Origin of the sequence: Nocardia sp. CY15 (assembly GCF_009829295.1) — a bacterium.
Classification (GTDB): domain Bacteria; phylum Actinomycetota; class Actinomycetes; order Mycobacteriales; family Mycobacteriaceae; genus Nocardia; species Nocardia sputi.
Genome location: NZ_VUOT01000020.1, coordinates 33,604 through 54,200, shown reverse-complemented (window position 1 = coordinate 54,200; position 20,597 = coordinate 33,604). Strand labels below are relative to the sequence as shown.

Below are 20,597 nucleotides of genomic sequence, written 5' to 3'. Positions count from 1 at the left end.
GGGCGATCCTGTGAGTAGGAGCGGTCGCGGTAGTACTCGGAGGGCCGTTCCAGGCGTTTACGTTGCATCGGATTCTGCTGCGGGACGGGTACGTTGGCCGTCCGACCACTCACGCCACCAATCGGTCAGATCCGAACCGGGAATGGTGGCGGAAAGGAAGTCGTCGGCCGAGTTGAGGGATGGAACGGGGTTGACCGACAGCCAAACCGATTCCTGCGGACACACTTGCTCGAGCAACTCCCGGCCCGAGACAACTCGCCGCAGCCAGGGGTTCACGTCCTTCGGCAACCTGCCCGGCGAGGTGTAGATATCCAACATCATCATCGGACTGGAAGAGGTCATCGTATCGAGGACGCGGAACGGCCACCCACGCTGAGCCTGCGGATCGTCCGCGGCCAGTACCACGGTGAACTCGCTGCGGCTGAACGCCTCGATGAGCCAGGCGATGGTGTTGAACCCCCACGTCGCTCGCCATAGCACCAGCTCGAACTCGTTCGCGAGTTCCACGCCGGCCGACTCCGGGACCGGCACGAATTCAGGGTTCACCCAGTACTCGGCGATCCCGCCGTTGTCGTCGGCCAACCACCCGCCGAGCACGTTCTCCTTCCGGATCGCCGACTTGTCGGCCCTCGGGTCCGTGAGGTACTTCCACTTGCCGGGGTTCGCTCGCGCCCAGGCATAGTCCGAATCCGTTGGCTCGGGCAAGATCCGGCGCCGGAAATACGGCTCCATGAAGTCCGAAATACTGTGCTTTGCCATCACCGCTCCCCGTCGCGGTTTCGGACAGCGACCGACATCCATGAGCAGCTCGACGGGCTCAACTCAGAATCCCACCTCTCGAAAGCAAGTAACGTGCAGCACAAGCAGGTAGGAGCGCCCGCTTGTTGTCATCACCAGATCAGTGACTTCCGATGGCCGTAGCCATCGGCCCGGCTGTGTTCTCATCGGTCCGATCGGATGGCGGGACGCAGTTGCCCCGGCAATCCGAAGGCATTGGCTCGCAGCCAATCCGGACCGACTGGAAACAACTCACGGGCGGTCCCGCAGGTAGGAGCGGTTGCGGTAGTACTCGTCCTCGGATTCCTCGTCCAGCGTTGCGGGCTCGTTCTGTGGCGTGGGAGGTTCCGGGAACATCGTGCGGACCAGATCACGGATGCTCGGGGCGCCGGGCACCAGATCCGATAGATCGGGAATACCCTCTCCTGACGCTTCGATCGGGGCCACGGCCTGTCGGGTCGCCTCCAGCGCCAGCCGGGCGGCGGCCTGGACGGCCTCGGTGATGGAGTGCCCGAGCTTGTCCGGTGTGGAGCGCTTGAACGCCTCCGGCTCGACGTGGACTTCCACCGGAACACCGGCGGCGTTGCTGACCACCCGGATCAGATTGTCCGAGGACCACGCCGTGACCGTGGTGCTCGCTATCGCGGACTGAGCGTCGGCCAGGTCTCTGCGCTGTTGCTCGAAAACCTCCAGCAGCGAATCGACCTGATCACGCAGCGCGTCGGTGGATGGCTGTGTCGCGTCGCGCCCACTGTCCTGCACCTGCAAACCCCCACTTCGAGAATTCGGTCCGTTGCTGAATCTGACGTAGCGGCCCGACGTTCGGTTCCATCGAATGTCAGATTCCATCACCCGTCCCGCGGGCGCCGCAACTGAAGGGCGGGTCCGAACGCGACCCGCTCTGGCAGAATCGTTGCGTGCTCGTCACGAGGGGGAACACACCATGGTGTTGACCGCGCGTTTTCAGCCGGGATCGGCCAGCCGTCCATTCGTCGATCGTGAGCAGGTGCTGAGCCGGTTCGACGAACTACTGACCGAAGCCGCCGACCACCCCCGGGTCATGCTGCTCAGTGGCATCGGCGGAATCGGTAAGTCCCGGTTGGTCACCGAGCTGCGAGCGCGGGTCGAGCGCAAACATCCGGCGGCGGTGCTCGATCTGCAAGTGCCGAGTCATCGTCAGGCCGCGGACGGGCTCGCGGTGCTGCGGGTCCAGTTCGGTGCGCAGAAGATCAAATTCCACCGCTTCGACATCGCCTGCGCCGTGTTGTGGCAGCGCATGCATCCGCATCTGCGTCTTACCTCTGATTCGCTGGCGCTCGCCGAGCACAGTGAGATCCTGACCGAGATCCTCAACGACGCGACCGGGATACCGGTCTTCGGCACCGCGACCCGGCTGCTCGACCTCGGTGCGCGCCGCGCTATCCGCACACATCGGATACGGCACGATCCGATCCTCCAGGAACTCGACCGGCTGAGCCTGGCGAGCTTGGAGGAAGCCGTTTCCTACCTGTTCGCCGAAGATCTCAAAAGCGGGACGGAAGGTAGGCCCTATGTGGTCTTCCTGGACGCCTACGAAGCCTTGATGGGCGGCACCGACCGCGAAGGCCGCGCCGCGGCGTCCGATGCTTGGCTCCGCGATGTAGTGGCGCAATTGGACACCGGGTTGGTGGTGATCGCCAGCCGCGAGCCACTGGGCTGGGAGCGGCACGATCCGGAGTGGTCCACCCGAGTTCGGGCGGTCGCGGTCGACGACCTGCCGATGGATGCCCGCTTCGAATTGCTGAATTCGTCGGGAATCGAGGAACCCGCCGAGCGCGCGGCAATCGCCGCTTCGAGTGCCGGTGTCCCGTTCTATCTGCATCTGGCCATCGACGCCCGCACCCGCGCGGGTTGGGTGACCCCTGCCGAATTGGTATCCCCCGAAACGATTCTCGAGCGTTTCCTCCAGCACGTGCGCCCCGACGAGGTCCGGATGCTGGAGCTGCTGGGGCTACCTCGTACCTTCGATCGAGAGATCTTCACGGCGGTGGCCGAGCAGTTCGAGTTGCCTCATCACATCGCGGCGTGGAAGTCCCTGATCGCGTACTCGTTCGTGTACGCGGCGGACGAAAGCGACGAAGGCCCGCGCTTCCAGCTGCACCAGTTGATGGTGGACGCGTTGCAGCGGCGCTTGGATCCGGATGTTCGGCGCACCCTGCACGCGATGCTGCACAACCTCTGGTTCGTGCGTGCGGAACGGCCGACCGGCCGGGTCACCGCCCTGCGGGAGGCGGGATATCACGGTGTTCGTTCGGGCATGCTGTCCGCGGTGACGTTGCTGCACTACGTCGATCGGATCGAAGCGGCGGGCGGCAGCCAGGGGATCGGCGGAGTGATCAGCGATCTGGACCGCTACCTGAACGATCCACATGAGAACCTGGCAGGTATGGCGGAACTGTCGGAACTGACGCGGTGCCTGGAAGCGGAAGCGGCGGTGCTGCTCGGCGACGCCAAGCAAGCCGATCGGCTCACCAGGGACGTCGCTCTGGATAGGACCGGACCGATCGCGGAGCGGTTGGCCGTCGCCGCGGCGAACGCCCGCCGCATACTCGGTGACACCGACGACGCGCTGGCCATCTACCAGAGTGTGTGGTCGCGGGGATCGGGGCGAGCACGGCTCGTCGCCGGTCAGTGGGCCGCCGACCTGCACATGTGCCAGGGGCGATTCCGTCAGGCGTTGACCATGTGCGAGGAACTCGTGGCCATGACGGACGGCGACGACCGGGAGTTCCTGGGAGATGTGGCGCGGCTGCGTCATCTCGCCTACCGGCTGGCGTTCGACACCGAGCGCGCCGCACAGTATCTGGCCGAGGCCGATACCCATTACCTGGCCGCGGGGAGCGTCGTCGGGCAGGCCAACATCGCGACGAATGTGGCCGAACTCTTGGCGCTCACCGACCCGTCGCGGGCGATCGAGGCCGCCGGGACCGCGATCGTGCGGCAGCGGGAACTCGGCGCCCTGCACGAGCTCGGAAAGGCCTACACGGCACTCGGTTTGGCGCGGTTGGCGCTCGGGGAGCTGGACGCCGCCGAGCACGCGCTCGCCGAAGCGTGCGAGATCCTCGAACAGGCCGGGTACCGATCGGGCCGGGCCAGGGCCGAGCTGTTCCGCGCAGGGGTCTTCGCGCGCCGAGGACAACGCGACGACGCGGTACGCAGTGCGCGATGGGCTATCTCGGAGTTCGAGGGCGCCAACGTCTACCCCGGTCTCGTACTCGTGGCGCGAGCGGTCCTGGCACTGTATGGCTGGACCGAACCCGACATCTCGAAAGCCGCCGCGGGCGCGCGGTCGCGAATCCAGCCGCCGACGCCCGGAACGAACATGGACCGCGAGGCCGCACGGGTGATCGCGCGGGTACTCGGCGTCGACGCCGAGGCGATGTACGACGACGCGCTTTCCCGCTCACAATCGGCCGCCGGGTACTACAACCACAATGTGCGGGTCGACGGCGTGTCCGGAGCGGTGAACGTGCGGATTCCCGTCGAAGGCGCCGACGTGATGGATCTGCGGCAGTGGCACGAAGCGGCGGTATTGATCTCGATCGAACCCTTCGTCGCTTCGGCGCCGAAGTTGCGCTGGGAATCGGCCCGCCCCGCCTACCAGATCCACGACTACATCGATGGCGACCTGCTGGATGGCATCGCGCCGCGTGGCGTGCCGGTTCCGGCTCATGTTCCGGCGGATGTGGCGGCGCTCTTCGCGGAACTCCGGCGCATCCCACGAGAGTTGCTGCCACCGGTCGATACCGATTGGACCGACGATCCCGCCGGGTTCGCCGGGCGACTGTCGGCTGTCACCACCCGGGTGTACCGCGAGAGCAGCGCGGATTTCGGCGACCTCTACCGCCGGTTGGGCGTTCCCGATCGGCCGCTCGAGGATATCCACGCGTCGTGGAACACGCTCGAGCCGAGACCCTTTCGGATGGTGCATGCCGACGTGCATCGCAAGAACATGATCGTGCGTGACGGCCGGGTCGTGTTCCTCGACTGGGAATTCGCCCTGTACGGCGACCCGGTTTACGACGTGGCCACCCATCTGCACAAGATGGGCTATCTCCCGGAAGAACAGGAGGCGTTCCTCGCCGAGTGGATCGCCGCCGAGCCCGAGGCCGCGACCGGCGAGTGGCGTCGTGACCTGCGGACGTACCTCGACCACGAGCGGGTCAAATCGGTCGTCGTCGATGCGGTCCGTTACAGCAAACTGCTCCGGGAGGGAGCCGGAGATGTGGCCGCGGAGGTGGCGTTGGTGGTCAGCATGGCCGGGAAGCTGCGCCTGGCACGGAGTGTGTGGGGACAGCGAGAGCCCGTCGATGAGGTGGAGGTGGAAGCCGCGTTACGCGGGCGGCCTTGACTCGGCGGCAAGCGCACGAACGAGAATTACTTGGGGGGTGAGCCGACGGAGATGCCGGTGATGACATCGGCGAGGATCGCGTCATCGACATATCGCCGACCGTAGACGGCGACGATGGCGCCGATGCGTATGTCGGATGCTTGTTTGGCGGCCAGGACGTGCACCTTTGTGTCGGCGTCGGTGCGGACCTTGGCGGTGCCGGTGGTGAACGCGTTTCGGACCACCAGGGTCGTGCCGTCGTTGGCGGTGACTTTCCCGAAGGTCATCCCGATTCCGAGGCGGGAAACAAGTGGAGCGGCTCGGGGAGGCGTGCGGACGGTAGGTGGAGGTGTCGTGCGGACGGTAGGCGAAGGTGTCGTGGTGGTCGGCGCGCTGGCACGGATCGGCGTGGCCGAGGCCGTCGTTCCGGTGGAGCGGTCGACGAGTAGACAACCGGACACCACGACGAGCACCAGTCCGATGCAGAGCCCGACGAGCGCGGCCGCGCCGAAGTTGTGCGGTCGATGCGGCTCGTCGTCCCGCCGCCGTGGTGGCGGAAGCGGGGGCATCGCCATTGCCGTTGTCGGCGAGACGGATTCTGTCTTCGGCGTGATCGAGCCCGGGCGCACGGTGGGAGACGTTGGTCCTGTTGCTTCGCTGTCGGCATCCGACTGCGCCTCCGGTCTGCTCACAGGGGAACTGACCGATCTTGTCCTGGCACTCGAAAGCGTTGTCGCTGAGAGTGTTTCAAGATCGCCGCCGAGTCGTGCCAGCCGACCTACTCTCGCTGATTTCCGATCGTGCGTGCTCCAGCGAGGCATAGGGCAAGCGTAGGTGTCGCTATGTGTGTGTTTGTTGTCACTGGCGGGAGTACCGATGTGACCAGGGCCGATGTGTGATCGACAGCTTGCTCACTCGGTATGCGCGGCTACCGGAGAGTATTGGCGTCTACTTCGTGCGCGAATAGCACTGCGCAACAGCGTATCCACACGGTGTGCCAGCACACGGAGCGCGGCACTGCGCCGGTACCGAGCGTATCCGGATGAGAATGAGTTCGGTCGCGCTCATAGGTGGGCAGCCACTGCCGATGCGTCGGGCTGGATGGGCAGCTGGAGCTGAGTTCCGGGTGACATGAGCCTGGTGCGTTGCGATTTCGCGGAAGGCGGGCGAAGTCCGGAAGGCGTGTCCTCCCACAGTTGTGCGCAAGGCAGCGGTGGCAGGTCGTCTCGCAGCTCGTCGTCGACCGTCACGAGCAGCTCTGGGCAGTGTTCGGCCAGGTGGTCCGCCACATCGCGGGCCTGTTCCGCGCCGGCCGGATAGTCCAGACGCAACTCACCGAATTCGATGCGGATGTGGCGGATTCGACGCGGGTCGGGCGGATCGGCTGGGGCTTGCGGTCTCACCGGGGCTTGCTGGTGTCGGGCACCATCCGCCCCGCGTCGATCAGCACCTGCCGCGCCGCCGCTTTGCGGGCGCAGTGTTTCGCGCGGCAGGCGATGTGAATCCGCATCACCTCGTGGGCTTGACCGACGGTGAACGGAAGGATCGGCGCCTGGTGCGCGGCTACGTCGTACAGGGCGATGAGCTGATAGATGGCGAGGGAATTCGTGGACACGGGATGCCTCTCTGTGTCGAACACCGGTCTGGGGACGGCGCTCGGTGCCGGGGGCTCTCGCCATCGGCCCGCCACTCTGGCGGGCCGATGCGCCGCTGCGGCGGGCGGCGTCGGCCCGGCACCGGGCGCCCGCGACCGAAGCTATGCGCGGCGAACAGCGAGGCGGGACTGCGGATTCCGGTTTCCGTTCCGGCTATCCGGGGAGCCGTATATTCTGCGCGGACAATCGCTTCAGGGGGCGAAGCTGTGGGGGAAATCGACCAACGATCGGGGGACGCTGGGCCATGTACATGACCACCGGTGAAGTGATCCGGCGGATCAGGAAATCGATCGGCATGACCCAGACGGAGCTGGGCGCGCTCATCAACTTCTCGCAGCCCGCGGTCTCGGGTCTGGAGCGCGGTGGCCCGGCCTCGCACGACGTTCGCGTGCTACGGCTCGTAGCCCGTGCGCTTCAGGTTCCGCTTGCCATACTGGTGGTGGAGTCGGACCAGGAGGCAGATGTGGACCGTCGCAACTTCTTCAGAGCAGGGGCATTGGGAAGCGCGGGGGCCGTCATGATGTCGGCGACTTCCCCGGCGAAAGCCGCGTCGCCTTCCGGTGCGAAAGTCGGCGCGAGCGACGTGGAAGCCATTATCGACAGCGTGAACCAGATCCATGAACTGGATCTGGTGGTCGGCGGCGACCGGTTGTGCCGGATGGCGGCCAATCAAGTCCGTTATGTCGAACAGTTGCTCCACCACGGCAGCTATACCGAAGCGGTCGGACGGTCGCTCACCAGCGCGGCCGCCGAGATGATGACCGCCGCCGGGTGGGTGCACTACGACGCGGGTCGTGTCGATGACGCGCGGCGGTATTACGCGGATGCGGCGAACGCCGCGAACGCGGCTGGTGACGGGATCGCGGCCGCGCATGCGCTGGGGAATACCAGCTGCCTCATGATCAGCCTCCCCGGAGAGATGGAGAAGAACCCATTGGTGGTGCAGTACGCGCAGGCCGCGTCGCGGGCATCTCTTCGTGAAGGCGGGCCGAAATTGCGAGCGCTGATGGCGATTCGAGAAGCCGAAGCTTATGGAGCCCGTGGAGACAAGGCCGCGATGACGGCGGCGCTCAGCCGGGCGTTCCGCGCGTACGAATCCACTCGAGGGCACGATCCCGAATGGGTGTTCTTGCCCGAATCCGAACTGAACCTCGTTACCGGGAAAGCCCAGATGTGGGCGGGTGAACACGAGGCAGCGACCACTCATATACAAGCCGCTATCGACAGTTCTGCGGCTTGGCCGAGAGAGCGAGCGGCGGGGCAGGTCAACCTCGCACGTAACTTCGTCAACGCCGGTGATGCTGCCCGAGCATGCTCGCTGCTCGCCGACAACTACGACACCATCGTGGGCCTGGCTTCCACGCGCCTGCACCAGAGAATCGACGCAATCGTGGCTGAGGTTCGTGCCCACTCCGCAGTGCCCGAAGTACGAGAGTTCTTGGCGAAGCGAGCGGCGCACGTCTAGCCCAGCGCGGCGTGCGGCACGCCCGGTCGGGCACCACGGTGCGCCCCGGCCGTCACCGCCTTCGGAGTCGAGGGAGAACCTTCCCGAGGGCACTCGCCGCGCTTGGGCGAGATCCGCTGGCACCACAAATGTGGGAAAGCGGCATCGCCGGGCAGTAATGCATCGTGGTGAACCCGTGGTCGTACCGGGAAACGACAGTGCCTCCCCATCGGTGAGACGAGGAGGCACCGTCGAGGTGTGGCCGAACTCAGTACGCGCCGTTGACGTTGTCCATCGAGCCGTAGCGGTGGGCCGCGTAGTTGCACGCGGCGGTGATGTTGGCGACCGGATCCCAGATGTCGAAGGGGGTGCCGTCGACGTGGTAGGCGTTGAACGTCGGGTCGATCACCTGGAGCAGGCCCTTGGATGGTGTGCCTTTGGCGGCGTTGGAGTCCGACAGGTTGATCGCACGGGGATTGCCGCCGGATTCCCGCATGATGTTGCGGTGGATGCCCTCGTAACTACCCGGGATGTGATGCACGCGCATGACGTCGAGGGACTGGCGAATCCAGCCGTCGAGGTTGTCCTCGTAGACCGGCGGCGGCGCGGGGAGGAACCCCAGGGGCGGCAGCGCGGGTAGGGCAGGCAACGGGGGCAGCGCGGGCAAGGCCAGACCATTGATCGGCGCGGCCTCGGCGACCGGCGTGACGGGTGCTGGAGCGCTGTCATCGGCCACCGCCACACCGGCGGAGAAGCCGACGGCCATGACGCCGATGGTGGCCGCGAGAACGGCGCCGTTACGAAGCGACAGGTGGCGGAAACGAGAGAGGCGTGCGTCGGGCATCGAGAAATCAGTTCCTTGATCGTGCGGGGATCCGGCTCGAGAAGGCAAGAGCGGACCTACGGCGGGCACCAGCTGCGGTGTTCGCCGTCTCGGCTCGTGTGCTGTTTTCGGATTTCGTTGTGAAAGCCAGGGTTCGCATTCCTGGCGGCGCGACGCGGTGGATTACTCGGGGCGGGTGCCCCGTCGATGCCGCTGCCGTACCCGAAGAGAAACAAGCCGTGGGCTGTGGAGCTGGTTTCTCAGGTCTTGCGACCTGATCTCAGATTGATCACGGCAGATGAACATCAGGCAAACGAGCAGTTAATGAATGCAATTGCCGATCTTGGAATAGCTGGTCAGAGCATTCAAAACCCTACCTATATATACGATTTGACCTCAAACGTGATGTGCACCACAAAATGCAATTCTCCCTATCGAGCTCTACGTTTCGTCTCGATCCGATCACCGACCAACGGACGGGGTGTTGCATCCGATTGATGCCCTCCCATACAAGGCATCGGAGAATTCGACGGTCGGCGGTCCTCATTGCGTGGCCCCTGCGTCGGCGTGCCAGGTCGTCCTCCTGCGCGGCGCTCGAACGGCGGCCAGCCACACCGACAAGCCGCGGGCCGATTTACCGCAGGTGAGTGCTCGACGCATCGCAGCGGGCATCACTCCGGCACTGCCCGGATTCGACCGTTTGGGCGAGGCTGGCGCCGAGCTACTCCGGTAATCGAGCCGGGTGCTGGAGTAGGGAGGGGTGTCCGACTGAGGACTTTCGCGGAGCCGGACTGATCGATCTCCAACGTGCAAACCCCACACTCGCCTAGGGGCCGTCGGCGCTGGAGTTGTAGACGCGCAGACGACCGAACCTCGCGCATGCGCGTGAAATGCGAGGTTGGAGTTAGGTCCGAGTGTCGGTCAGGAGCCGAAGCGGGCCAGCACGGAGCTGGCTTCCTGCGACGCTGTGCCTTCCTCGGCGAGATGTGCCATCTCCGGCGCGATTTCGCGACCGTGATGCGCCATCGCCTGGGCGTACAGCCGACCCGCCCGGTAGGAGGAGCGGACCAGGGGACCGGCCATCACGCCTGCGAAGCCCATTTCCTCGGCCGCCTTCGAGTGCTCCACGAATTCCTCCGGCTTCACCCAGCGGTCGACGGGGTGGTGACGCGGGGACGGGCGCAGGTACTGGGTGATGGTGAGGATGTCGCAGCCTGCCTCGTGCAGGTCGCGCATGGCCTGGGTGACTTCCTCCGGCGTTTCGCCCATGCCGAGGATGAGGTTGGATTTGGTGACCAGACCGGCTTCGCGGGCGGCGGTCAGGACCGCGAGGGAGCGCTCGTAGCGGAAGGCCGGGCGGATGCGTTTGAAGATGCGGGGGACCGTTTCGAGGTTGTGCGCCAGCACCTCCGGGCGCGAGGAGAAGACCTCGGCGAGCTGGTCGGGGTCGGCGTTGAAGTCGGGAATCAACAACTCCACGCCGGTGTGCGGGTTCGAACGCTTGATGGCGCGGACGGTTTCGGCGTAGAGCCAGGCGCCGCCGTCGTCAAGGTCGTCGCGGGCTACGCCGGTGATGGTGGAGTAGCGCAGGCCCATGGCCTGGACGCTTTCGGCGACGCGGCGGGGCTCGTCGCGGTCCAGGGCGGCGGGCTTGCCGGTGTCGATCTGGCAGAAGTCGCAGCGGCGGGTGCACTGTTCGCCGCCGATCAGGAACGTGGCCTCGCGGTCTTCCCAGCATTCGAAGATGTTGGGGCAGCCCGCTTCCTCGCAGACGGTGTGCAGGCCCTCGCGCTTGACCAAGCCTTTGAGCTCGGAGTACTCCGGGCCCATGGTGGCGCGAGTACGGATCCACTTGGGCTTGCGCTCGATGGGGGTTTCCGCGTTGCGGGCTTCGATGCGCAGGAGCTTGCGGCCGTTCGCGGCGCGAGCGTCGGGCCCGGAGGAGGTGGCCTGCGTAGCCACGGCGGGACCCGGGAGTGCCGCAGCAGGTTCGGCTGCCGTGGCCGCGTTGTGTGGTGTCGGGGTGTCGACTGAGGTCACTCGATCGACCTTACGCCGTCGCGGCTCGAGACTGCGGAGGGGTGTCGCCAGGGGTGACGCGCGCGATATCGTGCGCGCTGACCGGCAGCTCGCCGTCGAGTGCGCGGATGATGGCGTCGGCCACCAGCGGCTTGATCTCGGCCACGGTCACCTCGCGACCGAGTTCACGGGTCAGAGTGGTGACGCCCGCATCGCGAATGCCGCACGGGACGATGGCCTGGAACCCGTCCATGGCGGCGTTGCAGTTGAACGAGACGCCGTGCAAGGCGACGCCCCGCTGCACGCGCACGCCGACCGCGGCGATCTTGCGTTCGGCGTGGAACTCGGTGGCGGGCAGCCAGACGCCGGACCGGCCCTCGACCCGCCCGCAGACGAGGCCGAGGCCGGTGCAGACGGTGATCAACGCCTCCTCGAGGCGGCGCACATAGTCGACGACGTCGATCGGCTCGGCCAGCCGCACTATCGGGTAGCCGACGAGTTGACCGGGGCCATGCCAGGTGATCTTGCCGCCGCGGTCGACCTGCACCACCGGGCTGCCGTCGATCGGCAGGTCCTCGTCCTCGGTGCGGCGGCCCGCGGTGTAGACCGAGGGGTGTTCGAGCAGCAGCAGATGATCGGATCCGCTGCCCTCGGCCCGCTGCTCGGCGATGCTGCGTTGCAGGTCCCAGGCGGCGTGGTAGTCGATGAGTCCGAGATCCTCGACGACGATCGGAGTCGTGTCGGACCGGGCGGACAGGGTGGTGCGCGTGTGGGTCACAGCATGACGGTACGCCCAGGGGTCAGCCGGTTCCAGCACCTCGATGTGGGAACAGCCACAGCGGGAGTGGGTTGCCAGGGCAGCGCTGAGAGATTGCTGCTGCGCCTGCCACGCCGTGGTCCAGCGGCCGAGGGATCCGACCGGGTGATCTCGCGTCCCGAACGTGAGTATGGCGCGAGCGTGGAATGTCCGGCTTCCTTGCTCGAAGCGAGCTCATACCGATCGGGTAGCGCCGATTCCCGGCAGTTCTATCGGAAAGCTGCGGGCGGGTGGGGTCGAACTGCGCGTCCCGATCCGAATCCAGGCGCTCGCACAGCGCGTCGATCCGCTCGGTTCAGGGTTGGTCGAGAAGTGTCCGCGCTTCGGCCAAGTCGTGGAACAGGCCTGAACGTCACGTGTCGAATCGGGTTGCACCACTTGGGGTGGACCTATGCTGAGCACGGCCGTGCCCCGCGCGATCTCGGATCGGGCGCATAGCGCCGCACGCCGCCTGATGCATCTGCGAAGTGTGAACGCGGTATGCGAGGGTCCTGCGGCTGCCGATTCAGGGCACGTCGACGGGCAGAGTCAACTGCATGAGGGTCAGGTCCATCCAGCGGCCGAACTTGTGGCCTACTTCGGGCAGGACCCCGACGGTCCGGAAGCCGAAGCGCTCGTGCAGGAGGATCGAACCGGTGTTGCCGGATTCGATGGCCGCGATCATGGCGTGCACGGCGCCCGCCCGGCGCGCACGTTCGATCAGCTCGGTGAGCAGCGCCGTGGCGATGCCGCGACGGTGGAAGCGCTCGTCGACGTAGACGGAGTTCTCGACCGTGTAGCGGTATCCCGACTTGGTGCGCCACGGCCCGTAGCTCGCGTAACCCGCCAACTCGCGGTCGAACTCGGCGACCAGCACGGGCAACCCCGCGCCGGTGCGGGCGCGGAACCAGCCGAGGCGCTCGTCCAGGCCGACCCGCTCGGTGTCCCAGATCGCGGTGGACGCGGCGATATTCGCGTTGTGGATGTCGAGAATCGCCGGAAGGTCATCGGTGGTCGCGTCGCGGATGACGGTGGCGAGCCCGGTGTCGAGTCGATCGGTCATCGAGCGTCTCCGGATCGTCCCACCGCGTCGGCCAGCGCTGCGCCGATGGTGGGGTGGTCGAACCGGTAGCCCGCCTCCTCGAGGGCAGTCGGAATCGCCCTTGGCCCGCGCAGGATCGCCTCCTGCGCCATCTCGCCGACCACCGCACGCAGCGCGAACGCGGGCACCACCAGCGGAGTGGGACGCCGCAGCGCACGACCCAGCGCGCGGCTGAACTCGGCGTTGGTGACCGGAGCGGGGCCGACCACGTTGATCGGACCGGACACCGTGTCGTGGGTGAGCGCGAAGAGCACGGCGCCGATCTCGTCGGCCATCGAGATCCACGGCACGTACTGACGGCCACTGCCCAGCCGCCCGCCCAACCCGAGCGCGTACAGCGGTTGCAGCATCCCGAGCATGCCTCCGGCACCCGACAGCACCACGGCGCTGCGCAGCAGCACCGTGCGCACACCGGCGGCGGTGGCGGGCTCGGTAGCTTTCTCCCAGTCCCGGCACAGCGTCGCCAGGAAGCCGGAACCGGCGGGGGAGGTTTCGTCCACCACTCGATCGCCGGTGTCGCCACCGTAATAGTGCACGCCGCTGGCGTTGAGCAGCACCGGCACTCCCGCGGCGGCGACCGCGCCGGCCAGCACGTCGGTCGGTGTGATCCGGCTGTCGCGCAACTCCTGTTTGAAGCTGCCGGTCCAGCGCCGCCTGCCGACGCCCGCGCCGCACAGGTTGACCACGGCGTCCGCGCCGCGCAGCGCCCGCTCGTCCAGCTGGGCGCGGGCCGGGTTCCAGGCGAATTCGTCCGGGCCCGCCGCTGTTCTGCGCACCAGCCGGGCGACGTCGTGCCCGTCGCGGCGCAGAGCCGCGACGAGCGCTGTCCCGATCAACCCCGACGAGCCGGCGATCACGACCTTCATACGTGCCGCGGAACCTTCCTCACAGCCCGAGATCGGCCTCGAACGCCGCTTCCTCGAGCCGGTGGCGGATCGTGGTCAGGAAGCGGCCCGCGTCGGCGCCGTCGATCAGGCGGTGGTCGTAGGTGAGCGGCAGGTAGCACATCGAGCGGACGCCGATGGACTCGTTACCGGTCTCGTCGGTCACCACGACCGGGCGCTTGACGATCGCACCCGTGCCGAGCATGCCCGCCTGCGGCGGAACCAGGATCGGCGTGTCGAACAGCGCGCCCTGGCTGCCGATGTTGGTGATGGTGAAGGTGCCGCCGGCCAGCTCGTCGGGCTTGAGTCCGCCGTTGCGGGCCCGGTTGGCGATGTCGGCGATGGCGCGCGCCAGTCCGGCCAGCGACAGGTCGCTGGCGTTGTGGATCACGGGGGACAGCAGACCCTGCTCGGTGTCGACGGCGATGCCGAGGTGCACCGAGGCGTGGTAGGTGATCTCCTTGCTGGACTCGTCGTAGCTGGCGTTGACGTTCGGGTGCACGCCCAGCGCCTCGACCACGGCCTTGGCGAAGAAGGGCAGGAACGTCAGGTTGACGCCCTCCCGCTCCTTGAACGCCGCCTTGGCCAGCTTGCGCAGCGCCGCGATCTTGGTGACGTCGGCCTCGTGCACCTGGGTCAGCTGCGCGGTGGTCTGCAACGACTCGCGGGTCTTGGTCGCGGTGATCTGGCGGATACGGTTGGCCTTCTGCACGGTGCCGCGCAGGTGGGCCAGCTCCGGGCTCGCCGCGACGGGCGCGGAGGGCGCTTTCGCCGGGGCGGGTGCGGTCGCGGTCGCCGTGGCAGCCGGAGCCTTCTTCGCCTCGGCGGCGGCGAGCACGTCCTGCTTGCGGATACGCCCGCCGACACCGGAACCGGTGAGCGAGGACAGGTCGACGTTGTTCTCTTCGGCCAGCTTGCGGACCAGCGGCGTGACGTAGGGGGTTGCGCCGTTGGAGGATTCGGCACCCGCGGCGGCGGGCGCGGGGGCCGGTTCGGGCTTGGGAGCTGGAGCCGGAGCCGGAGCGGGGGCCGGAGCCGGAGCCGGAGCGGGGGCCGGAGCGGGCGCGGCGGCAGCCGGGGCCGGTTCGGGCTTCGGGGCAGGTTCGGGAGCCGGGGCCGGTGCGGGAGCCGGGGCGGCGGCCGCCGGGGAACCGCTGCCGATCACGCCGAGCTGTCCACCGACGGCCACGACGTCGTCTTCCTGCGCGGTGATCTCCAGCAGGGTGCCCGCCACGGGCGAGGGGATCTCGGTGTCGACCTTGTCGGTGGAGACCTCGAGCAGCGGCTCGTCGACGGCGACCTCGTCACCGACCGACTTCAGCCAGCGGGTGACGGTGCCCTCGGTGACCGACTCGCCGAGCTCTGGCATCTTCACCGCGGTGCCGTCACCGGACGACGCGGGCGCGGCCTGGGCGGCGGGCGCGGACTCCTGGGCGGGAGTGGCCTGGGGTTGCGGCGCGGGCTCCTCCTGAGCAGGGGCGGGAGCCTCCTGGGCGGGCGCCGCGGCTTCCGGGGCAGGTGCGGGGGCCGACGATGCCGCCTCGCCGGGCTCGCTGATGACACCCAGTTCGCCGCCGACCTCGACCACGTCGTCTTCGTTCGCGACGATCTTCGACAGCACACCCGCCGCGGGGGACGGGATTTCGGTATCGACCTTGTCGGTGGAGACTTCGAGCAGCGGCTCGTCGACCTCGACCGTGTCTCCTTCCTGCTTCAGCCACCTGGTCACCGTTCCCTCGGTGACGCTCTCACCAAGAGCGGGCATCTGGACGGAGAAGGCCATGTCCGTTGACTCCTCTGACTGCTCGACGGGGTTCTACAACAGTTGATCTCGCTGCGGACGCCCGCCGCGGGTCGCGACGGTAGTCCGGAAGCCACCGATCATTGTGCGTGGCACCGGAGATCCGTGTGTGGTTCTTGTACCGCGGTCCATCCTTGCACTCGCTCGCAAGCCATGTAGCACAGGGCGGCCAACTGCACAGAGCTGGCAGTATGGGAAGACCGGCGGTGAACATTCTCCGGTGCAGGAAAGGAGGTCGGCGTCGGTGGGTTTGCTAGATCGTTTCCGCCGCGGCGCTACTCGGGGTGGCCGCGCTCTACGTGGGGGTTCGGTGGCCGGGGAGGATGCCCGGTATCTGGCCGACTGGGTGCGCACGCATGTGGGCGTCGAGGGCTATATCGAACCCAAGACCACGGTGACAGATGTCACAGTCGTCCTTGTTGCCGCTGATGGTGAATGGACGCGCCGGATCGTCGGCGAGCGCGGGGCGCGACGACTTGCCAAGGATTTGCACATCCCCGTCTACGACGTCCACAAGACCGGCTATCCGCAGCGGATGCGCGACTACGACGCCCGCAAGCGGGTGGAGCGGCAGCGCGAACTGGAGCGAGATCTGTACGACCTCTGAGGCGTCGGATCGTCCGTTCCGCCCGGTTTCCGCGGGCGTGTCCGAAGGCTCCCGGGTGCGCTCGAGTGCGTCGCCCGGGACGCCCCGGACGACGCACTCCGACTTCACTCCGCGGCGATGTCCTGGAGCACGGCGATCAGCGTGCGGACCGGGACGCCGGTGCCGCCTTTGCCGATGTAGCCGAACGGGCCGCCGGTGTTGTAGGCCGGACCGGCGACATCGAGGTGGGCCCACTGCACGTTCTCCGGGACGAACTCCTTGAGAAACAGTCCGGCCGAGAGCATGCCGCCCCAGCGGTGCGGTGCGACATTGGCCAGGTCGGCGATCTTGGAGTTCAGGTCGGCGCGCAGTTCGGCGGGAAGCGGCATCGACCAGCCGTTCTCGCCGACCGCGCGGGAGATGCGAGCCACCCGGTCGCGGAAGTCGTCGGTGCCCATCACGCCGGGCGTGCGGGTGCCGAGCGCGACCATCTGCGCTCCGGTCAGGGTGGCCACGTCGATCAGGTACTCCGGCTCGTCCTCGCTCGCGCGCACGATCGCGTCGGCGAGGATCAGACGGCCCTCGGCATCGGTGTTGAGCACCTCGACGGTGGTGCCGCCGTACTGGGTGAGCACGTCGCCGGGGCGCTGGGCGGTGGCCGACGGCATGTTCTCCGCCATCGGCACCGTGGCCGTGACGGTGATCGGCAGGCTCAGCCGCGCGGCGAGCAGCGTCGTGGCGATCACGGCCGCCGCGCCCGCCATATCGGAGGTCATGTTCTCCATGTTCTGCGCGGGCTTGATGGAGATGCCGCCGGTGTCGAAGGTGATGCCCTTGCCGACCAGCGCCACCTTCTTCGGGCCACCCGCGTATGTGATCCGGATCAGGCGCGGCGGTCGCGAGGAACCCTTGCCCACGCCGAGCACGCCGCCGTAACCGCCTGCTTCCAGCGCCTTCTCGTCGAGCACCTCCACGGTGAGGCCCGCGGCCTCGGCGAGTTCACGCGCACGGGAGGCGAACTCGGCGGGGAACAGGTGGCTGGGCGGGGTGTTCACGAAATCCCGTGCGGTGGCGACCGCCTCGGCGGTGAGCTGCGCCCGGAACAGCGCCTCTTCGCCGAATCCCGGCTCGGGGACCAGCAGCTCGACCCGGGCGACGGGCCGCTCGTCCGGCTTGGGCGCGGACTTGTCCGATCGGAACGGCGTGAACGAGTAGGCGCCCAGGTAGAAGCCTTCCGCCGCGGCGGCGATGTCGAGCCCGGACAGCGTGGTCACCACCAGTTCGGTGCCGGAGAGCGCGCGGGCGGCGACACCGGCCGAGCGGCGGATCTGCTCGGCGTCGAGTTTGTCGGCGGACCCGAGGCCGACGGCGAGGACGCTGGACACACCGTCCAGCCCGGCCGGCGCCGGGATGCGGGTCAGCTCCTCGGCCTTGCCCTTCGCTCCCACCACACCGAGCTGATCGAGTAACTCGCCGCGCACCTCGGCGGTGAGCACGTCGCCGAACAGGTCCTCGGGCACGATGACGGGGCCGTCCTCCGAGGAGGTCAACCCGATGACGAGCACATCGGTGTCCGCGCCGATGGTCTCGGTGCGTGCCAGTTCCGGTCCGAGCGAGCGATCTGCAACAGCGGTCATTGGCACAGGTTATTCGGTGCGTTCCCGATGTCGCACCGCGACGCCGTCGAGCAGGAGTTCCACCGCGGTGGCGAGCAGGTCGTCGAAGTCCATCTCGAAATCGGCGTCCAGCTCGGTGAGCACGCGGTGCAGCACGGGGCGGATCGCCGGGTCGAGCAACTCGGCGAGATCGTGGTGCGGCGCGGTCGCCTCGGCGGCGCGGCGCGGATCGCCGAGCCGATCGGCGCGATCGGAACTCCACAACAGCGCCAGGCCCTGGACCAGGCCCGACAGCGCGAGATAGATCGTGAGTCCGGTTCGCCCGGTCAGGCCGGGGTGGTCGAGGGCGGCCAAGTTTCGTTCCAGGACGTCCAGCAGCGCGGGACCCAGCGGCGGGTGGGTGCGCGCGAGCAGCGGCAACATCCACGGATGCCTGCGGTAGAGGCGCCACTCCTCGTGCGCCTCGTACCGTAGCCGAGGGCGCCAGCCGGTGCATTCGGCGGCCGGCGGCGGGATCTCGTCGAGCACCAGCTCCGCCATGCTCGCCAGCAGCGCTTCGCGGTCGGGGAAGTGACGGTAGAGGGTGGCCGTCGCGACGCCGAGTGCGCCGGCCAGGCGGCGCATGGTGAGGCCGTCGATCCCGTCGCGGTCGGCCAGCTCCACCGCCATGCGGGCGATGCCGACGGCGGTGAGCCGCGCCGGGCGGGTGGCGCGGCGCATCGGGATCGCGGCGCGACGGGCGCGGTAGGCGCGTGCCTGGCAGGAGCGGGAGCAGTACTTGCGCCGTCGGCCCCGGGCGGGCTGCGCGAGGTCGTTGCGGCAGAGCGCGCACGTCATGCGGGGTTCCATTTCGACACACGAACGAGTGTGACGAAATAATACCGAGGTCGCGCTGACCTGCCTAGATTGGTAGTCGAAATACGATGTTCACTGGAAGGGGATGGCGGATGGAAATCGCCGCTCGCCGGGCAGAAGCCCGGGACCGGGACGCGCTGATCGAGGCATTCGGCGCGGCCAGCGCCGACGAGGTGGTGACGGCTTGGGTACTCGAAGGTCAATCCGACCCGGGCATCCGCACGGCCTTCGTGCCGGGCGTCATCGATTGGGCGTTACGCGATGACGAGATCTGGGTCGCGGGAGCGGGCGAGGAAATCTGGTCGATCTCGATCTGGCAGCACGTCACCTCGGTCGAGCGATTCGCCGAGGAAGCCGCCGAGATGCGGACCATGGCCGAACAGGCTCCCGACATGGGCGAGCTGCGGAGGGTGGCGATCCTGACCGACCTGCTCGCCCGCGAGCATCCCCGAGAATTCCCGCACCAGTACTTGCAAGTGATCGTCACCAGGCCGGAGCACCGCGGCAAAGGGGCCGGTGCGGTGATCCTCGCCGACCGCTTGAAGGCCGCCTCCGAAGCGGCTGTTCCCGCGTTTCTCGAGGCGAGCACCGAACGGTCCGCTCGGCTCTACAGCCGCTGCGGGTTCGCGCCGACCGGGACGACCCACACTCTGCCGGAGAACGGTCCGACCCTCATCCCCATGTGGTTCCGGCCCTAGCGCGGCGAGCCGGAACTTCGCGGATCGGTCCCCGATAAGCTCGGCTGGTGACCGAGACGAGCCTCCTGCAGGGACCCATTCACGCCGTGCACGTCGAGCTGGACGCCACCTTCGCGCCGTTCGGCGGGTGGGAGATGCCGGTGTCCTACGCGGGCACCGTGACCGAGCACCAAGCGGTTCGCGCCACGGTGGGACTGTTCGACGTCAGCCATCTCGGCAAGGCGACGGTACGCGGCCCGGGCGCCGCGGCGTTGGTGAACTCGGCGTTCACCAACGACCTCGGCCGAATCGGGGCGGGCAAGGCGCAATACACCCTGTGCTGCGCCCCGAACGGCGGAGTGATCGACGACTTGATCGCCTACTACGTCGGCGACGAGGAGATCTTCCTGGTGCCGAACGCCGCCAACACCGCGGCGGTCGTCGCCCGACTGCGCGAGGCCGCCCCCGAGGGCGTCACGGTCACCGACGAGCACCGCGATTACGCCGTGTTCGCCGTGCAGGGTCCGCGTTCGGCCGAGGTGCTGACCGCGCTCGGGCTGCCCGCCGACCTCGAGTACATGGCCTATGCCGACGCCGCATGGGACGGCCGCCCCGTGCGCGTCTGCCGCACCGGCTACACCGGCGAGCACGGTTACGAGTTGCTGCCGCGCTGGGACGACGCCGAGGCGCTGTTCCGCGCTCTGGCCGAGCGGGTGCGCGCCGCCGAGGGGCAGGTGGCCGGGCTCGGCGCCCGCGACACCCTGCGCACCGAGATGGGCTACCCCTTGCACGGACACGAACTCTCGCTGGACATCTCCCCGGTGCAGGCGCGCTGCGGGTGGGCGGTTGGCTGGAAGAAGCCGGAGTTCTGGGGCAAGGCCGCTCTGGAACAGGAGAAGTCGGACGGTCCGCGCCGAATCCTCCTGGGGCTCAAAGCGCTCGACCGCGGTGTGCTCCGGCAAGGGCAAACCGTGCTGCGTGACGGCGAGCCGGTCGGCTCGACCACGTCCGGCACCTTCTCGCCCACCCTGAAGGTCGGCATCGCGCTGGCTCTGCTGGACACCGCGGCCGCCATCGAACCCGGCGCCGAGGTCGAGGTCGACGTCCGCGGACGCCGCCTGCGTTGCGAAATCGTCCGCCCCCCGTTCGTCCCCTCCAGCACCAAGTGATTCCCGCCCGCTTTCTCCCGCCCG

At 67.8% G+C, this 20,597-nt stretch carries 18 protein-coding genes; 5 read left to right on the top strand and 13 right to left on the bottom strand.

Annotated features, from left to right (window positions below; translation table 11 throughout):
- Window positions 1-57: 57 nt before the first annotated feature.
- On the bottom strand, window positions 58-759 hold the full coding sequence (locus tag GVY39_RS21120) for a hypothetical protein (RefSeq protein WP_159927195.1): 702 nt from the start codon (window positions 757-759) through the stop codon (window positions 58-60).
- A gap of 270 nt (window positions 760-1,029) precedes the next feature.
- Complete coding sequence (locus GVY39_RS21115; RefSeq protein ID WP_223517311.1) at window positions 1,030-1,539, bottom strand: YbaB/EbfC family nucleoid-associated protein; 510 nt, start codon at window positions 1,537-1,539, stop codon at window positions 1,030-1,032.
- 181 nt (window positions 1,540-1,720) lie between these two features.
- Between GVY39_RS21115 and GVY39_RS21110 the strand changes: the two genes are divergently transcribed.
- Window positions 1,721-5,167, top strand: a complete 3,447-nt coding sequence (locus GVY39_RS21110) for a phosphotransferase (protein WP_159927191.1) — start codon at window positions 1,721-1,723, stop codon at window positions 5,165-5,167.
- A 26-nt stretch (window positions 5,168-5,193) separates the two neighbouring features.
- On the opposite strand, the gene GVY39_RS34515 is transcribed toward GVY39_RS21110, so the two are convergent.
- The 3 genes from GVY39_RS34515 to GVY39_RS21095 all read right to left on the bottom strand — a co-directional run bounded on the left by GVY39_RS34515 (window position 5,194) and on the right by GVY39_RS21095 (window position 6,761).
- Complete coding sequence (locus tag GVY39_RS34515; RefSeq protein WP_240679467.1) at window positions 5,194-5,715, bottom strand: hypothetical protein; 522 nt, start codon at window positions 5,713-5,715, stop codon at window positions 5,194-5,196.
- 495 nt (window positions 5,716-6,210) lie between these two features.
- Window positions 6,211-6,549, bottom strand: a complete 339-nt coding sequence (locus tag GVY39_RS21100) for a hypothetical protein (protein WP_159927187.1) — start codon at window positions 6,547-6,549, stop codon at window positions 6,211-6,213.
- A complete protein-coding gene (locus tag GVY39_RS21095; RefSeq protein WP_159927185.1) occupies window positions 6,546-6,761 on the bottom strand; it encodes a hypothetical protein in 216 nt (71 codons plus the stop codon). Before GVY39_RS21095 ends, GVY39_RS21100 begins: the two co-directional genes overlap by 4 nt.
- A 143-nt stretch (window positions 6,762-6,904) precedes the next feature.
- Here GVY39_RS21095 and GVY39_RS21090 point away from each other — a divergent pair, with 143 nt between their 5' ends.
- Window positions 6,905-8,266 (top strand): helix-turn-helix domain-containing protein, encoded by a 1,362-nt coding sequence (locus tag GVY39_RS21090; protein ID WP_159927183.1) that lies wholly within the window; start codon window positions 6,905-6,907, stop codon window positions 8,264-8,266.
- A 247-nt stretch (window positions 8,267-8,513) separates the two neighbouring features.
- On the opposite strand, the gene GVY39_RS21085 is transcribed toward GVY39_RS21090, so the two are convergent.
- The 6 genes from GVY39_RS21085 to sucB form a co-directional block, all read right to left on the bottom strand.
- Window positions 8,514-9,089, bottom strand: a complete 576-nt coding sequence (locus tag GVY39_RS21085) for a transglycosylase SLT domain-containing protein (RefSeq protein WP_159927181.1) — start codon at window positions 9,087-9,089, stop codon at window positions 8,514-8,516.
- Between the two features lie 900 nt (window positions 9,090-9,989).
- The gene (gene lipA, locus GVY39_RS21080; protein ID WP_159927384.1) at window positions 9,990-11,030 is read right to left on the bottom strand and encodes a lipoyl synthase; all 1,041 of its coding nucleotides are present in this window, start codon (window positions 11,028-11,030) and stop codon (window positions 9,990-9,992) included.
- A gap of 88 nt (window positions 11,031-11,118) precedes the next feature.
- On the bottom strand, window positions 11,119-11,865 hold the full coding sequence (gene lipB / locus GVY39_RS21075; RefSeq protein WP_159927179.1) for a lipoyl(octanoyl) transferase LipB: 747 nt from the start codon (window positions 11,863-11,865) through the stop codon (window positions 11,119-11,121).
- Window positions 11,866-12,409: 544 nt separating this feature from the next.
- Window positions 12,410-12,946 (bottom strand): GNAT family N-acetyltransferase, encoded by a 537-nt coding sequence (locus tag GVY39_RS21070; RefSeq protein WP_159927177.1) that lies wholly within the window; start codon window positions 12,944-12,946, stop codon window positions 12,410-12,412.
- Window positions 12,943-13,851: a TIGR01777 family oxidoreductase gene (locus GVY39_RS21065; RefSeq protein ID WP_159927175.1), complete on the bottom strand. Its 909-nt coding sequence runs from the start codon at window positions 13,849-13,851 to the stop codon at window positions 12,943-12,945. Before GVY39_RS21065 ends, GVY39_RS21070 begins: the two co-directional genes overlap by 4 nt.
- 19 nt (window positions 13,852-13,870) lie before the next feature.
- Window positions 13,871-15,652, bottom strand: coding sequence for a 2-oxoglutarate dehydrogenase, E2 component, dihydrolipoamide succinyltransferase (gene sucB / locus GVY39_RS21060; protein ID WP_159927173.1), 1,782 nt, complete (start codon window positions 15,650-15,652; stop codon window positions 13,871-13,873).
- 262 nt (window positions 15,653-15,914) lie between these two features.
- Between sucB and GVY39_RS21055 the strand changes: the two genes are divergently transcribed.
- Entirely contained in the window at window positions 15,915-16,277 is a 363-nt protein-coding gene (locus tag GVY39_RS21055) for an oxidoreductase (RefSeq protein ID WP_195070182.1), read from the top strand.
- A gap of 104 nt (window positions 16,278-16,381) precedes the next feature.
- Here the strand turns inward: GVY39_RS21055 and GVY39_RS21050 are convergent, their stop codons facing one another.
- Window positions 16,382-17,893, bottom strand: coding sequence for a leucyl aminopeptidase (locus GVY39_RS21050; protein WP_159927169.1), 1,512 nt, complete (start codon window positions 17,891-17,893; stop codon window positions 16,382-16,384).
- A 9-nt stretch (window positions 17,894-17,902) separates the two neighbouring features.
- A complete protein-coding gene (locus GVY39_RS21045; RefSeq protein WP_159927167.1) occupies window positions 17,903-18,709 on the bottom strand; it encodes a TetR/AcrR family transcriptional regulator in 807 nt (268 codons plus the stop codon).
- A gap of 110 nt (window positions 18,710-18,819) precedes the next feature.
- Here GVY39_RS21045 and GVY39_RS21040 point away from each other — a divergent pair, with 110 nt between their 5' ends.
- Both GVY39_RS21040 and gcvT read left to right on the top strand, forming a co-directional pair.
- Window positions 18,820-19,425 (top strand): GNAT family N-acetyltransferase, encoded by a 606-nt coding sequence (locus GVY39_RS21040; protein ID WP_159927165.1) that lies wholly within the window; start codon window positions 18,820-18,822, stop codon window positions 19,423-19,425.
- A 47-nt stretch (window positions 19,426-19,472) separates the two neighbouring features.
- Window positions 19,473-20,573, top strand: coding sequence for a glycine cleavage system aminomethyltransferase GcvT (gene gcvT / locus GVY39_RS21035; protein ID WP_159927163.1), 1,101 nt, complete (start codon window positions 19,473-19,475; stop codon window positions 20,571-20,573).
- Window positions 20,574-20,597: the final 24 nt, after the last annotated feature.

Bases quoted from the DNA above. Each gene is read 5' to 3' on its own strand.
- GVY39_RS21120 (WP_159927195.1), bottom strand. From the start codon at position 759: ATGGCAAAGCACAGTATTTCGGACTTCATGGAGCCGTATTTCCGGCGC.
- GVY39_RS21070 (WP_159927177.1), bottom strand. From the start codon at position 12,946: ATGACCGATCGACTCGACACCGGGCTCGCCACCGTCATCCGCGACGCG.
- GVY39_RS34515 (WP_240679467.1), bottom strand. From the start codon at position 5,715: ATGCCCCCGCTTCCGCCACCACGGCGGCGGGACGACGAGCCGCATCGA.
- GVY39_RS21110 (WP_159927191.1), top strand. From the start codon at position 1,721: ATGGTGTTGACCGCGCGTTTTCAGCCGGGATCGGCCAGCCGTCCATTC.
- sucB (WP_159927173.1), bottom strand. From the start codon at position 15,652: ATGGCCTTCTCCGTCCAGATGCCCGCTCTTGGTGAGAGCGTCACCGAG.
- GVY39_RS21090 (WP_159927183.1), top strand. From the start codon at position 6,905: ATGCGCGGCGAACAGCGAGGCGGGACTGCGGATTCCGGTTTCCGTTCC.
- GVY39_RS21045 (WP_159927167.1), bottom strand. From the start codon at position 18,709: ATGACGTGCGCGCTCTGCCGCAACGACCTCGCGCAGCCCGCCCGGGGC.
- GVY39_RS21040 (WP_159927165.1), top strand. From the start codon at position 18,820: ATGGAAATCGCCGCTCGCCGGGCAGAAGCCCGGGACCGGGACGCGCTG.
- GVY39_RS21065 (WP_159927175.1), bottom strand. From the start codon at position 13,851: ATGAAGGTCGTGATCGCCGGCTCGTCGGGGTTGATCGGGACAGCGCTC.
- GVY39_RS21050 (WP_159927169.1), bottom strand. From the start codon at position 17,893: ATGACCGCTGTTGCAGATCGCTCGCTCGGACCGGAACTGGCACGCACC.
- GVY39_RS21085 (WP_159927181.1), bottom strand. From the start codon at position 9,089: ATGCCCGACGCACGCCTCTCTCGTTTCCGCCACCTGTCGCTTCGTAAC.